Annotated in this window: 14 protein-coding genes; 6 read left to right on the forward strand and 8 right to left on the reverse strand. The window is 46.6% G+C overall.

Annotation, left to right across the window (positions count from 1 at the left end):
- Positions 1 to 71: 71 nt before the first annotated feature.
- Entirely contained in the window at positions 72 to 3290 is a 3219-nt protein-coding gene (locus MSED_RS03585) for a S53 family peptidase (RefSeq protein WP_012020667.1), read from the forward strand.
- A 96-nt stretch (positions 3291 to 3386) separates the two neighbouring features.
- Here the strand turns inward: MSED_RS03585 and MSED_RS03590 are convergent, their stop codons facing one another.
- The 6 genes from MSED_RS03590 to ilvD all read right to left on the reverse strand — a co-directional run bounded on the left by MSED_RS03590 (position 3387) and on the right by ilvD (position 9419).
- Positions 3387 to 3740 (reverse strand): hypothetical protein, encoded by a 354-nt coding sequence (locus MSED_RS03590; RefSeq protein ID WP_012020668.1) that lies wholly within the window; start codon positions 3738 to 3740, stop codon positions 3387 to 3389.
- A gap of 40 nt (positions 3741 to 3780) precedes the next feature.
- Positions 3781 to 5130, reverse strand: a complete 1350-nt coding sequence (locus tag MSED_RS03595; protein WP_012020669.1) for a coiled-coil domain-containing protein — start codon at positions 5128 to 5130, stop codon at positions 3781 to 3783.
- 53 nt (positions 5131 to 5183) lie between these two features.
- On the reverse strand, positions 5184 to 5969 hold the full coding sequence (locus MSED_RS03600) for a hypothetical protein (protein WP_012020670.1): 786 nt from the start codon (positions 5967 to 5969) through the stop codon (positions 5184 to 5186).
- A gap of 34 nt (positions 5970 to 6003) precedes the next feature.
- A complete protein-coding gene (gene asd / locus MSED_RS03605; RefSeq protein ID WP_012020671.1) occupies positions 6004 to 7077 on the reverse strand; it encodes an aspartate-semialdehyde dehydrogenase in 1074 nt (357 codons plus the stop codon).
- Positions 7078 to 7142: 65 nt separating this feature from the next.
- A complete protein-coding gene (locus MSED_RS03610) occupies positions 7143 to 7661 on the reverse strand; it encodes a hypothetical protein (protein ID WP_012020672.1) in 519 nt (172 codons plus the stop codon).
- Between the two features lie 84 nt (positions 7662 to 7745).
- A complete protein-coding gene (gene ilvD, locus MSED_RS03615; RefSeq protein ID WP_012020673.1) occupies positions 7746 to 9419 on the reverse strand; it encodes a dihydroxy-acid dehydratase in 1674 nt (557 codons plus the stop codon).
- A 205-nt stretch (positions 9420 to 9624) separates the two neighbouring features.
- Between ilvD and msrA the strand changes: the two genes are divergently transcribed.
- The gene (gene msrA / locus MSED_RS03620) at positions 9625 to 10164 is read left to right on the forward strand and encodes a peptide-methionine (S)-S-oxide reductase MsrA (RefSeq protein ID WP_012020674.1); all 540 of its coding nucleotides are present in this window, start codon (positions 9625 to 9627) and stop codon (positions 10162 to 10164) included.
- On the opposite strand, the gene MSED_RS03625 is transcribed toward msrA, so the two are convergent.
- Positions 10161 to 10691 (reverse strand): hypothetical protein, encoded by a 531-nt coding sequence (locus tag MSED_RS03625; protein WP_012020675.1) that lies wholly within the window; start codon positions 10689 to 10691, stop codon positions 10161 to 10163. The two genes, msrA and MSED_RS03625, sit on opposite strands and share 4 nt — an antisense overlap.
- Positions 10688 to 11386, reverse strand: a complete 699-nt coding sequence (locus MSED_RS03630) for a hypothetical protein (RefSeq protein WP_048059995.1) — start codon at positions 11384 to 11386, stop codon at positions 10688 to 10690. The genes MSED_RS03625 and MSED_RS03630 overlap by 4 nt, the downstream gene beginning before the upstream one ends.
- 436 nt (positions 11387 to 11822) lie before the next feature.
- Here MSED_RS03630 and MSED_RS03635 point away from each other — a divergent pair, with 436 nt between their 5' ends.
- The 4 genes from MSED_RS03635 to MSED_RS03655 all read left to right on the forward strand — a co-directional run bounded on the left by MSED_RS03635 (position 11823) and on the right by MSED_RS03655 (position 14597).
- On the forward strand, positions 11823 to 12182 hold the full coding sequence (locus MSED_RS03635; RefSeq protein WP_012020677.1) for a PadR family transcriptional regulator: 360 nt from the start codon (positions 11823 to 11825) through the stop codon (positions 12180 to 12182).
- Positions 12183 to 12208: 26 nt separating this feature from the next.
- A complete protein-coding gene (locus MSED_RS03640; protein WP_012020678.1) occupies positions 12209 to 13003 on the forward strand; it encodes an NAD+ synthase in 795 nt (264 codons plus the stop codon).
- Between the two features lie 453 nt (positions 13004 to 13456).
- Positions 13457 to 13702 (forward strand): ArsR/SmtB family transcription factor, encoded by a 246-nt coding sequence (locus MSED_RS03650; RefSeq protein ID WP_012020679.1) that lies wholly within the window; start codon positions 13457 to 13459, stop codon positions 13700 to 13702.
- A gap of 46 nt (positions 13703 to 13748) precedes the next feature.
- Positions 13749 to 14597, forward strand: a complete 849-nt coding sequence (locus tag MSED_RS03655; RefSeq protein WP_012020680.1) for a lysine exporter LysO family protein — start codon at positions 13749 to 13751, stop codon at positions 14595 to 14597.
- The last annotated feature ends 65 nt before the right edge of the window (positions 14598 to 14662 follow it).

The raw sequence follows: 14662 nt of genomic DNA on the forward strand, positions 1-14662 counted from the left end.
AGATAGGGCAGGCCTAAAAATCAAAAACTATCACGAAAAAGTTTTTGATATTACACGTTCATGGAGAACCTATGATTAAGGAACTTCTGCTCATAGCACTTATCTTAAGCCAAGGAATACCGCTGTTTCACATGGGACAGGATCAGGTATCAACCCTTCCTCCCTCTCAACTGGTTACCGTGTCGATAGTCGAAAAACCGCAGAACTTGGCGTTACTCCAGTTATACGTACAGGAACACAAGGTACTCACCAAGGATCAGGTTGAGTCACTCTTTGTCCCAACCGAGAAAATACAACAGCTAGTAAACTACCTACACGGGTACGGGATTGCCACCAGCGTATCACTGAACGTTATCACCGCAACGGGCACAGTTTCTCAGTTCGAGAAGGCGTTAGGTGGCTCCTTTTACGTTGAAAAGTTTCACAACCTAACCTTTTATCAGTACGTTGACGTAAGCTCGCCCCTAGTTTCCAACGCATTGGTGTTTTCAACCAACGTTACTACCTCGCTCCTTCAGAGGCCAAGCACTCTCATCAATGTGACCCAGGCTGTCGCGTTCTCCCAGGTAACTCCATCACAACTTAGGTATGCCTACAATGTAACCCCCCTCCTTCATAAGGGAATAAACGGGACTAACGTAACCATTGGGATAGTGGACTTCTATGGGGATCCCTACATTCAGCAACAACTGCAGGAGTTTGACTCGAACTATAACATAAGTAACCCCCCGTTCTTTAAGGTCGAGAGCATAGGGGCCTATAACCCAAATGACGGGATCTCCAGCGGATGGGCACTTGAGATTTCACTTGACGTGGAGTACGCCCACGTGCTAGCTCCAGGCGCTGGAATAATACTGTACGTAGCTAACCCCAACGCCTCCCTTCCGCAGGTCATTGCTTACATAGACCAACAGGATCAGGTCTCAGTGGTTTCACAGAGCTTTGGCATCCCTGAGTTATATGTGGCCCTAGGATTGATACCCCTGTCCATGGTACAATCCCTCACCTACGAGTATTGGTTAGGCGAGGTTGAGGGAATCACGTTCGTGGCCAGTAGCGGTGACGCGGGAGGGAACGGGTATAATTTCTACCTTTCTCCCCTTGGTAACCTGGTGCTCCCCGCCTCTGACCCCTATGTGCTCGCTGTTGGAGGCACATCGGTGTACTACTCCAATGGAAGCGTCAAGCAGACTGCATGGAGTGGCGAAAGCTTGTTCGGGGCGTCCACTGGTGGATACAGCGTGATATTCCCCAGTCCGTGGTATCAGGGCTCTCACGGTTTTAGGATGGTACCAGACGTGGCTGCTGACGCCAATCCGTATACGGGAGTTCCAGTCACATACTATTACAATATCTCTGAACTGGTAGGGGGGACCTCAGTTGCCTCACCTCTAGTAGCTGGAATTCTAGCTCTAGCTGTTCAAGTTCACGGCAAACTTGGCTTCATAAACCCACTGATCTACTCACTGAACGGTACTAAGGCCATTTCTCCAGTTGAGTACGGATATAACACCCCATACATCGTGAATGGAACTCCAAACCCTGTTACTGGGCTAGGTTACATAAACGCAGGTTACTTCGTGTCCATGATAGAGCCAGGGAATGGGATATCTGTGGCTGTCCAGAACACCACCTACCTAGATGGTCAGGAGGTTAATGTTGTGGTGAAGGCACCCCCATCACCTCAACCGGTGGCTCAAATCTACAATGGATCTGCAATCGTGGGACAGGTTCCCCTCACGTACAACGGGACTTACTGGGTTGGTCACTTCCAGGCTACAGGATCGGGAGTCGAGGAAGTAATAGTGACACAGGGCAACCTGGTGTCGGGTTCCTATTTCACCGTAGGTCTACAGGCTCAGTACCTCCTTCCACAGGTAGCACTCTACCCGAGCCCAGGAAACTTGCCGGTCCTGGTTCACTTGACATATCCCAACGGGACTACTGCACATCCCAACTCCCAATTTTCTGCAAACCTATACAGCTATAACCCTGAGACGGGACAGGAGAGACTGATCTCCACGATACAGCTTAGCCATCCTCTTGTCCTCAACTTCAGCCAGTACGGGATTACCATAACTAACGCATCCGATTACGTGTTTGGAACCTTCCCGTTGAATTCCTCCATGGTGAGCGGAATATACCTCGTTAAGGTCCCAGGTACTTATGGGTTCGACGAGATAGTTGCAGGAATTTATGTTGTCCCCTACATAGTTCCTGGGATAGCCACAGAACCGCTAGTGGTTACCCCAGGCGAGAACTTTACACTTGCTGTGTTCGCGGAGACCCTGGGTTCGCCCAATATAACGGTGAGCTTCGTTAAGGACGGAGTGTCCTACTTTAACACAACCGTAAACTCCGTGGAGACATCGCTGGGACAGTTCTACGTTCAGGAGATCTCCCTGCCCAAGGGAATACCCGCCGGGTACTACGACGTCGTGGCGTATGCCAGTTACAATTTCAGCAATTACACGGCGTCTGGGATTGGCTTGACGCAAATTTACGTTTCCCCTTCCCCTGTGCAGGTTACGCTGAGCGGTCTACAGGAGACCATGCTCCAGAACTCCACGCTGGTTATAAACGCCTCCGTAACCTATCCCAACGGAACTCCTGTGAAGTACGGCACCTTCACAGCCATCGTTATTCCCTCGTATATGCAGGGCTCCTTCGATACACTTGCGATCTCCAACGCAGTTCCCCTGGAATACAGGAACGGGTCGTGGATAGGTTACTTCAACCTTCCCTCAGGTGGGGGTTCCAACGGATTGGGTCTATCACCCTATGGACTGGCAGGTTCCTGGCAGATATATATCGACGGGGTAACCTATGACGGGCATCCCACTGCCCTTAAGTCTTCGCTTGACTACAGCACGCTTACGGTAACGCCTCAACCCTACACTAACTTCGTTCTCCTACCCTACGTTCTAACTCCGACCTTTAATGGGACCTCCGGGTACAACCTTTACATACTTAACGCCACCATAATAAACCATAACGCAACCCTGGTAAACTCGGTTATCTACAATCTAACTGCCGTGAATGCAACAGTAAGCTTGATAAATAGCCAGGTCTTCCATTACACGCTAACCAACAGCACCCTCCTCAATAACACCGCAATAACTCCTGTTCAAATCCTGACCACCAGTGTGGGTCACCACAGTGTCGTAATTCCCTCCACAGTTACGAAGAACGTTACATCAACATCTTCTCAAAGCGGAACAGCTATGGTAGCGTTGGTAATCCTCGCGTTTGGCCTCGTCCTAGCTGTGTATGTATGGAGAAGAAAATAGCATGTCGGAAGCCTTTGTCAGGAATTAAGATAACTCTTTACCACATCCTCACGAACCAAAGGAGAAGAACTAGCCAAGTAAAACCTCTCATAGATTTCAAGAGATCTCAGTGATCATTCCAACCCATCCTTCTTGGTCATACATTATGTACTGGACCCTCACCTGAATCCTCTTTACCCCCGCCTTGGTTCTAACCCTTAGGTTGTAGGTGAAATAATATATGTTGCCGTCTGTCTCAACCTCTGCCTTCTTGGGAAACTCGATCACGTAATCGTATTTCTCTGAAAGCTCCTGGATCTTCGTGGTTAACCTCGTTATTATGTCCTTTACAGAATCTCCATAAATGGGTTCAAAGGTTATGGCCCTTAACTCCTCCTTGAAGGCTGAAATACTTTCGGTCATTCTTATCTTTCTTGTTTTTCCTCTAGTTTTTGCATCCACGGTATTCATTGTGTTGCTCGGGAATAAAAATGTCCCTGGTTCGTTCGGACTAGAAATAGAAGTCCTCAAACAATTTCCTAACCTTCCAGCCCTCCTCATCTAACCAGTCTATTCCCCTCTCTATCTCATGCCTGAGCCCCCTCACGTTGTCCCGTAGGTCCACGCTGGGAATTGAGAATGAGGTCATCCTCTCCTCGTCAATGATGGAGTACATGTTATCCAATCTGCTACCTAACCCTAGCAAAGACCTATTCCTCCCCCTATACATGAGCGGTGAAACCACCTGGGTGAAGCCGTAATCATCTTTTACCACAAGGAAAGGAATTATTACCTCGAGTTTCTCGTCAATGTAGATGGTTCTTCTGGCTAGGGAAGATAACTCATTAAGCTCCCTCTTCTTTAACTCCTTTACGCTTTCCAACGCGGATTTAACCTCATTCACGATCTTCCTAGAGGCCTCCAGTTTACTATCCACCTGAGCAAGTTCTTGGTTCTTCTTCGCAACAAGTGAGTCTATCTTCTCCCTGTAAACTCTCACCTCGGCCCTATAAGGCTCGAGGACCTGATTCACCTGAGCCTCAAGGTCTTTCATTAGCTTATCCTTTGCAGACTCAAGGGAGGAAATCTGCTTCTGGGACACGGATCCACCCTCCAAATCCAATCGGGTCTTGGCTATAACCCCATAAATCTCCGAGAGCCTAGGAGCGAATTCAGATACCTTCTTTTTAACTTCCTCGTAGGCAATCGGCTTCCTTTGTTTCAGTAGTTGTTCCATCTCCGCCTTAGTTTTCTCTATTTCCTGGTCGTATAGGGACTCTATCCTCCGCCTTTCCTCCGCTATTTTTCCGATGAAAGTATCCGATATTGCAATGAAGCTCTTAACGTATTCATCTATCTTGTTTAGCTCAGAGTTTACAATTTCCTGGAGTCTCTTCCACTCCTCAACCTCTAGGGAAGCCACATCCTCCGTAATCCTTCTCTCAAGGATATACACAGGCAAGGACATGGAAGGATTCTTTAAAAGCGAGGTAATGTCGTCACTTATTACTCCCTTAAGCCTAACGCTCTCCTTCCCCCTGGGCTCAGTCCAGGGAATCCTTTTAACCAGGTTCAGAAATTCATCTGGGGAGGTAATCTTTGAAAAGGAATTGAGGTAATGCTCGTAGTCAGCTAGAACTGTCCTATTAAACGTGCTATCTATCCTCCCAGTTTCGTCAAAGAGAAGGTAACCGCCCGAATCCTCCATTCTCATCAGGAGGATGGGCCAGCCCACTAGGGTAATGGAGTTAACTCTGGTCCTCTTGGAGAGGGCCTTAGAGATAGCCACGGCCAGCTGTTTCTCGGGAGAGAGAGGAGAACCGTTGGCATCCACCACTAGGGCGAGTTGAACAGTCTTCATGTGGGAACTTTAAAGTAACTCACAACTATAACTCTTTAAGCTTATGACCAACACTAAACGTAGTTGGAGACCTCAAGCACCATTTTCTTGACTTTCTCGACGCTCTCCACGAAATCTGGATCCAGTTCCTCAAGATGACCAAGTAACTTCACAGTTCCAGAAATTCCCTTTTCCACTAGGAGTCTGTCGATGTGAAGGTTCCTCTGGCCCATTAGTATGACAAGCCTTGACTCCTCAGCCTTAAGGAATTCCTCCAATTTTCCCGCCAAACCCAGGGCCTTGAGAGAGTCCTCCCGGTTAACAGTTTTTGCCCACGGATACTTCCTCCTTACCTCCTCCAAGGCCTCACTCTCGTATGCTATGTCGTTCAGAACCTCAACAATGTTCTTGGAGTCGTCCTCCTTTCTCTTCCTCACAAGGTCAGTGATGAAGGGGAAGAAGTCCTGAGTTATTTTAACTTCTCCCTCTTCAGGGAAAGGGTAAATCGAATTCTCCATTGCATCGTCCTTAATTGCTGAGAATGCCTCCTCTATATCCCCCCTAGTTAATTCTAAGGGAAGAGGCCTGTTCAAGATCATGGATGACATTCCGATGATGGATATCACATCCAGGCCAATCAGTAGTTGTACAGCCTCCCTGTAGCCAGGTTCAGCCAGTTTTGGGTAGAACTTCCTTCTTAGATAGAGGTTGGGCCAGTTCATTAAGTTATAGAGTATGGGAGACTTGGAGTAGTAGATTTTCATGTAATAACCGCCATTAAGTCTCCTGTACACGTACACTGCCTTGTCCTTCTCAATTCCAGCTCTAACTGCAAGCTCGATAAAATCCAAGATTATCAAGAGAAAAAGAACGCATGGATTAAAAAGTAGAGCTTCATCTCTTGTCTATGTAGCCCTTCTCCACTAAGAGCTCAGCTGTCAGCACACCGCCTCCAGCTGCTCCCCTAACTGTGTTATGGATTAGCGAAACGAACCTTATGGTCCTTGGGTTAACCTGCTTTAGCCTTCCCACAACAACGCTCATTCCGGGCGGATTTCCAGCCCACCTATCGAAGAATACCTGTGGTCTAGCGTCCTGTGTCGTAACTATGATTGGCTTCTCTGGTGCTGTTGGTAACTTCAGGTCCTGGGGTTCTCCCTTGAAGGACTCCATCGACTCCATTACCTTTCTAACGTCTGTGTCCTCCTTGAAGGTTACGTATGCTACCTCGTAGTGACCGTGAATTGTTGCAATTCTATGGGTAGTAGCATCCAGGGTTATCTCGTTGACGCCGGGCTCCTGAACGTTCCTCTTAACCTCTGATAGTATTCTTGTTATCTCCTTCACGGTCTTGGCGTCGTACCCATCTCCCAGGGGGAGAGCGTTGTCCACAATATCCAGGGAAGCGATTCCCGGATAGCCAGCACCTGACAAGGATTGCATTGTGGTTATCATTACACCGCTCATCTTGAAGTTCTGATAAATGGGCGTTAGGGGTATTGCAGCTCCCTGGGCCGTGCATAAGGGAGTGGTAACTATGAATCCCTTCCAGTCCCTCCTCTTCCTTTGCTCGTCAATTAAGGTCACGGTATGCGGATTGACCTCCGGTATTATCATGGGAACGTCCATATCAAACCTGTGATCCGGAGAATTGCTGATCACGTTGAAGCCTAGCTTTGCGAACTGCTCCTCGACAGGTCCCGCTGCGCCCTGCGGTAGCGGAGAGAAAATTATGTCAACGTCATCCATTAGCTTCGGATCCGTTGGTTTTACCTCTTGGTTGGCTACCTCTTTGGGCACGTTCCCAACTGTTTGCCATCTAACTATTTCGCCATAGGGCTTTCCCACGGAACCCTTTCCTGCAAGATATGTTGGCTTGATGTAGGGATGATCAGCTAACATTCTCACGTATTCTATTCCAACCAGACCTGTGGCCCCGAGAATTGCGGCCTTTAGCGTTCTCCTCATAAGTATCACTAACTATTCTACACTTGTAGAATATAAACTTACTTTAACCGTATAAGTTCTACAGTTTATACTCCTATAGAAATAAAAAATGCCTCAACGAATCCGCTAACCATTAGGGTAACGGCCACTAACCCTATTACAAGGGCGTAATTGGGAAGTTCCTTCCTCCAGTTACCGTCGAGAATGGCCTTAGTCATGAAGTAACTCTCGGTCATCATTGCTGAATAGGAAGCGAATTCCATCCAGAAAAATGGTAGAAACGCCTCTAGCGTTGGAAGCGATACCCCAGGGATTCCCTCAAAGGAACCTATAGCCGAGAAAGCGTAACCTGTATCGGCCATGATGAACAATCCCACGGGTATACCGACGAAGGGAAGGGACATGAACAGGGAGAGCAAGAAGTTATGTCCTGCAATGGAGGTCCCCATTCCCACTAGGCCTTGGCTGGGGGAAACGGTTGAGTTAAGCGAGTTCATTATCTGCTGGCCCACCTGTGGAGAGCTTGGAAGCGCAGCCACAACGAAGAGGAGCGTGACATTGACTATTAGTAGTATAAAGTAAATCTTTATCCTGGTGATGTTCATAAAAGTAGTTTGTCTTTGAGGGAAAAAAGACTTTTCAATAGTTAACTAAACCCTTCGTTCAGCTAAGTGCACCCACGGGCAGGGTTAAACTAGAACGGCTCCCCTCGCCGATGAGGTAACTAATTTGGCGTACTGCGCCAAGAGACCGGTCTTGTACCTAGGTTCTGGGGGTGTCCAATCCTTGGCCCTACTCTTAAGTTCCTGGTCTGAGAGTTCCACATCAAGTCTACCCTTCTCGCCATCTATCACAATGGTGTCGCCATCCCTGATAAGCGCTATGGGACCGCCGACCGCCGCCTCAGGGGCTACGTGACCTACCATGAGACCCCTGGTTGCTCCCGAGAACCTACCGTCAGTGACCAGGGCAACCTTCTCTCCTAGTCCCTGTCCCACTATTGCGCTAGTGACTGCAAGCATTTCCCTCATACCTGGACCTCCCTTTGGACCCTCATACCTTATTACCACGACATCTCCCTCGTTTATCTTCTTCTTCAGAACTGTCTCAAATGCCTCCTCCTCTGAGTTGAACACCCTGGCCGGTCCCCTATGGTACTTGATCTTTGAAGCGGACAGTTTCACCACAGAACCTTCTGGTGCTAAACTACCCTTCAGAATCCTTATTCCGCCTGAAGGAAGGAAGGGATTGGAGAGGTCTCTGACTATATGGTCGTGTTTAAACTCAGGTATCTTGTACTCGGACAAGTTTTGGGCCATAGTCTTTCCAGTTACCGTGATAGTGTCACCGTGAAGTAGTCCGCGATCCAATAGCTTCTTCAGGATAACGGGAGTTCCTCCAACCCTGTAGAGGTCAGCCATAACGTAGTCCCCTCCAGGCTTCATGTTAACTATCTCTGGAACCTTCTTGCTTATTCTATCAAAGTCGTCCAGGGTTAGGGACACGCCTGCCTCATGGGCAATGGCCAAAAGGTGGAGAACTCCGTTTGTGGAACCTCCACTGGCCATGAGTAGGGCAATCCCGTTCTCAAAGGCCTCAAAGGTTAGGATGTCCCTAGGCTTGAGACCAATCTCCATAACCTTCATCAACGTTCTGCCTGTCTCCTTGGCGAATTTGGTTCTATCGGAGCTTACTGCTGGAGGGGCTGAGCTTCCGGGAAGTGAAAGTCCGAGGGCCTCAGATAGCATAGCCATTGTGTTAGCTGTGTATAACCCTCCACAGGCTCCAGGCCCGGGAATAGCGTTGTCTTCCATGATCCTAAGATCTTCCGCGGTTATCTTCCCAGCAGAGAAAGCTCCCACTGCCTCATACACGTCTCCAATCGCTATATCCCTACCCCTGAAATTCCCTGGCAAGGTAGTTCCTCCATACATGTAAACCGAGGGTATATTCAGTCTGGCCATTGACATCATGAGGCCTGGTTGGGTCTTGTCACATCCGCCCAGTGCCACGAACCCGTCGTAGCCGTGCCCATTCACAGTTAACTCCACAGTGTTCGCAATCACTTCCCTGCTCACCAGAGAGTACTTCATGCTCTCGCTTCCCATGGCTATTCCATCTATTAGGACAGGGGCCGTGAAAGTCCTGGGGGTACCGCCAAGTTCCCTTATGCCCTCCTTCACTACCTGAGACAGGCCTAGGAGATGTATATTACAAGGGCCGGCCTCATTCCAGGCCACTGCAACTCCCACCAGCGGTTTAGAAATATCATCGTCCGTTAGGCCCATTGCCTTAAGGAAGGCCCTATTGGGTGCCTTTTCGTAACCACCGTAAACCTTGTTAGATCTTGATTTGTCGTACATACGGGATAGGATAATGTTTTAAAGGTATTTAACAGTTGATTCTGTGCAAATGATTTGATTGGTCTTTACTGAAGGGTGACGAATGCACGTCAGGATGATCTCTCCTTTAGATGAAGGGCCCGTGAACTTTAGGCCTCTCAATTGGATTATGGCGACGAGAATTCTGAACACGTCTTTAAAACGGATCGCCATAACATGAAATGAATTGACTGAGTTAGCCACTCTTGGAGGCGGATGTTTCTGGTGCACCGAGGCGGTGTTCTCTAGGGTCAAGGGGGTTGTGAAGGTAGAACCAGGTTACGCAGGCGGATGGGTTCCCAACCCCACTTACGAACAGGTGTGTTCTGATACCACGGGTCATGCAGAGGTTGTTCAGATCGAGTTTGATCCAAACGTGATCACCTACAGGGAACTACTTGAAATCTTCTTTGAAATACACGATCCCACCACCAAGGATAGGCAAGGAAACGACGTCGGTAGCCAGTATAGATCCATAATTCTGTACCACAACGAACAACAAAGAAGGATTGCCCTCGAGGTGATAGACGAACTAAACAGGACCAGGTTCAATGGAAGGATCGTGACCGAGGTGGTTCCCTACACAGCTTTCTATAGGGCTGAGGACTACCACTTCAGGTTTTACGACAGAAACAAGGACTATCCCTACTGCAGGTATGTAATCAGCCCGAAGGTGAAGAAGTTAATGGAGCATTTCCCCTCAATGGTGAAAATGAGGGAGAGTTAGTGAATGGTTCTACCAGCCTCCTCAACGAAGGGCAACACCAGCTTATCGTTGGCCTTCCCTGACACTATTAAACTAAGCTTGTCCAACACTGGTTCGCTTGATAACTCCCCGTTAAAGAGGAACCCATTGAAGGGCACAACTACAACGTGATCAAATTCCGGAACTAGGGACTTTATCTGTTCCAGTTGTTGAATGAACTTGTCAGGGAACGGGTTGGCCTTATTTATCACGAGTATCTTCTTATTGGGCCAGTTCCATGTCTCGAGCCTAATGAAGGGGAACTCTATGACCAATATGGTCATGTCCTGTGAGCCGTCTATGGCTGACGACTTTATATCGTAGATAACGTAGTGAGGTTTTGGATCTCTCCTGAATCCTATTTTCTTAAGGAAGGTCCCTCCTATCCCGTTCTCGGAAAGGTCCTTGAACTCAACCCTGAATCCCATTAGCTTCAACTTATACATGAGATAAAGTGCGACGATGGTCTTACCAGTTCCTCCTTTTCTACCAGTCACATACACCTTCATCTGACTTCACCGAAGTACTTCATGCAATCCAGGGGAAAATGACCACTCCTCATCTTGAGGCCAATCATCACGTTGAACATCTCCCGCTTATTCACAGGCACGAAAACCGAACCCAAGGGTCTGCAGAACAGCTCCCACGAGTTAACCGTTACTTCTCTTTTCTCCACCTCCTTGATCCTAACAACTGCCATGTCGGTCATCCACTTGTTGGGCCTAATCAAATATTCCTCGTCCCTTATCTCTCCGTTCACCTCTCCCACCGACAAGGTTTCCTTCTGATACTTGAATTGAACATAGGTAGTCTTCTTTAGGAAATAGGCCAAAACTCCGGTTCTAGGATCTGTTATGGGGAAATCGCGTCCTATTATGAACTGGCCCTCCTTGGGTTCGTTGGCTTGACCAAGGCTGACCATTGTATCCATGTTCCAAGTAGGCTCCCTGGGATCCCAGATTAACGCAACGTTGGGCAAGTCCATGGCTTCCTCCCTCCTAACCCTAGGTTCAACCGAGAAAGGGTATCCCTCAATGGAAGTCCTGATCCCGCTCTCCCTCAGTGCACCACCCACTTCCAACGTTTCCTTAAGGGTGGTGGGTAATGGGTAGAGGGTTACCTCCCTGAAAGATCTTAGTTTGCTAAGAACTATGGAAGTGTCGTTTACGTCCATTACAACCTCGATTTTTTGTCCAAGCTCCAAGTTGAGACTCTACTAAGCTCTGACGCGTATTTTTTATTTAGCATCTTTGACATTTATTTTACTCTCAACCCTTATATGCTTTGTTAATAGTTTCTTCTTTAGGATATCTTTATCTCATTGCCTCCAATGTGTCCTCGTCAATTTTTGTTGATGATTCCTTGAACTGGCTAACTTTACAAGTTAATTAACCTGGTCAAGGAACTGGCGGTACTTAACTGCTCCCAAAGTTCCTACCTGAACACGAGAGACTCAACTAAGTCCATTGAAAACCTGACGGTTTCACGCCCATCTAGCCCATTTAACCTAGTGTCAGGAAGCGTAAAATACACAAAGATACTCACATGACCCGAGTTAAATGAATTTTTAGAAGTTCTTCCTTTTTAACTATATAATAGGTTTATAATTTTAAATGTGGCAAACTATGTGACGTGGTAGTATGCCCTACAAGGAAACACCGAAAATGATGATAATACGAGGGCTACTGCAAGTCATCGTGGTCTATATTCTTTGCAGGTATGGCGACATGTACGGATATCAAATCAAACTTCACATTGAAAAACTTCACAAGAGGAAGATCCCCCACGGAGTAATGTATACCACCCTTAAGAGGATGGTGAGGAACGGATTATTGACGTCCTATACAAAGGAAGGAAAAACCTTTTACAAGGTAACTCCCGACGGGAGAGATTTTCTCAGGAATCACCTTTACATTCTAGACAACGTTAATGAAATAATAAGGGAGATCCTTGGTTATTGTTCAGTCACATTTGAAAAACAGGATTTAGGAAAAGAATAAATAAATCCATTAGTCATAAACAAATCATGATATCAAATCCAACTCTCAAGAATTACCTGGATTTAGATTACGGTAAAGTAACGGATTATCTAGTTAACAAACTTAGGGACTACATTCGCGATTCCGGAAAGAAAGGAGGAGTAGTAGGAGTTAGCGGTGGAATTGACTCCGCCGTCACTGCCACATTGCTTTCAAGGGCAACTCAAAACTTCTACTTTCTAATTATGCCCTCAAATAGCACCCCACAACAGGATCTCGAGGACGCATTACACCTAACCGAGATGCTAAACGGAAAAGACAAGAGAACCATTATCTCAATTGATAACATTGTAGAAAACTTTTCCAATGTCGTGAATACCCGAGACAAACTCATCGTGGGAAACATAAAGGCCAGGACTAGAATGATCCTTCTTTACGCGTTTGCGCAGAAGATGGACTACCTAGTAATAGGAACAGGGGACAAATCTGAGCTCCTCCTGGGGTATTTCACAAAGTATGGTGATGGGGGAGTGGATGTCTTGCCCATAGGGGATCTATTTAAGACTCAAGTGAGGAAACTGGGGGAATACCTCAAGCTACCCTCTAGGATCGTCAGTAAACCTAGCTCGCCTGCCTTGTGGGAAGGTCAGACTGCAGAGGGAGAACTTGGCGTGTCCTATGAGGTTGTCGATCCCATACTTTACCTGCTAGAGAAGGGGAAGGGCGACCTGGAGATAACCTCAGAGCTAGGAGTAAACCTCAACCTCGTTAGAAGGATCCGAACAATGGTTGAGAGATCCAGACACAAGAGATTACCCCCTGAGATCTTCAAGTTGCCTTGAGCATGGGTGCTCGTTCGCTTAGTGAACTGAAATCTTTAAATTCCATTAACGCACAATAATGTTGTGATTTCACAGAAAAGCGATATTTTCCGTTTCCTGGTTCTCATTTTGATAATCATCCTATTGCTGGTATCACTTGTGTTTCCTCTAGCTATATTTGGTGCAATCCTTCTCTCTAGTTTTGGTCTGTTTCTAAGTAAGACTTTCATTCCTATTACACTATTTATGCTCATGTTGTTAGCATTACATGGCGACTTTTATTTGATAGGTATTATTCTTATTATAGGCTTTTTAGTATTAAACTTTTTAAAATACTTTCAGAGAAATCCATTCTAATTTCATCTTATACTCTAGTTTAATTAACGGGATTTTCTTGTATTTTAATGCTGTTCTATAGGATTTAATATCTTTTCTAATGCTTAGGATTAAGATATACATCACCAAGTTATGCTTATGATGAGGAAATTAGACGAGGTAATGAGTGGAAAAGGTTGGGATACAAGAAGAAAAATACTAGAGGAATTATATATGAGACCAACTACTGCATACAGTTTAGCTAAAAAACTAGAATTAAATTACTCAACGGTAAGATATCACCTGGATCTCCTAGAAAGGAGCGGTTTGGTAAACCATCAGAAGAGGGGATCAAGGCAAGTCTACGTTGCAACTAAGAACGTTGAGGTACTGAAAATAATTTAAGCTACTCGAAACTGAACCATTTTTTGTGGACTTCTCCATAACGTTTATGCTGATTTATGTTGTTGCGCTGGGGCTAGGGAAGGTACTTGGGAAGTCCTTCCCGAAGCTGGGCGATGCTGTAGTCCTAGTTCTGATTTTCTCAATAGCTTTGTGGGGAGGCTCACAGGTCATATCTGGAAGTACCTTGTCTGGGATTGTATTTGATTCGGTAATTCTCTCAGTCTTTGTTGTATTGATCACTTTTGCCGTGGGATTGACGTTCAATAAGAAGGTTAATGTTAAGGGCAAAATTAGCCTAGTCTACACACAATTGAAGTACGGAGTGCCCTTAGTACTGGGGCTATCTCTGGGGTTCTTGGTTAAACCTTCCCTTGACTACTCCGAGATTATAGTGTATGAGCTTTACATCCTAGCATTGGTGATCGGATTCAACATAGGAAGTGAGATAAAATTCAGGGCAATTTTACACGTGACTAGGGAGGCTCTTGTTACTACCTTAGTGGTAATTATAGGGGCAGTGGTTTGTGCCCTAGCCTCCTTTGGACTGGGCCTATTACCTAACCTAAAGTTGGCCCTGGTGATGTTTTTGGGAGCAGGTTGGTACAGCTATACGGGCCCTATCGTTTCCACTTATTACGGTCCAGTTTACGGGGTAATTGCTTTCCTAACAAATTTTTTCAGGGAACAGCTGGCCTTTCTAGTGGTTCCGGTTCTGGTCAAGGCGAGGCCTAACCCCTATTCTGCTATTGCCATAGGAGGGGCGACTTCCATGGATACAACTCTAGGCCTATATTCCTCCATCTTTACGGGAGAGTACTCTGTAAGTGCAATGATGAGCGGTGCCCTACTTACCTTGATTATTCCCGTCATGTTACCCTTGGTTCTTGCCCTTTGATGGCATCGGGACGTCAAACAATATTTTAATCTATGATTATAATTCATTAACCATGAGTTATGTTG

Source organism: Metallosphaera sedula DSM 5348, from assembly GCF_000016605.1.
Taxonomy (GTDB): domain Archaea; phylum Thermoproteota; class Thermoprotei_A; order Sulfolobales; family Sulfolobaceae; genus Metallosphaera; species Metallosphaera sedula.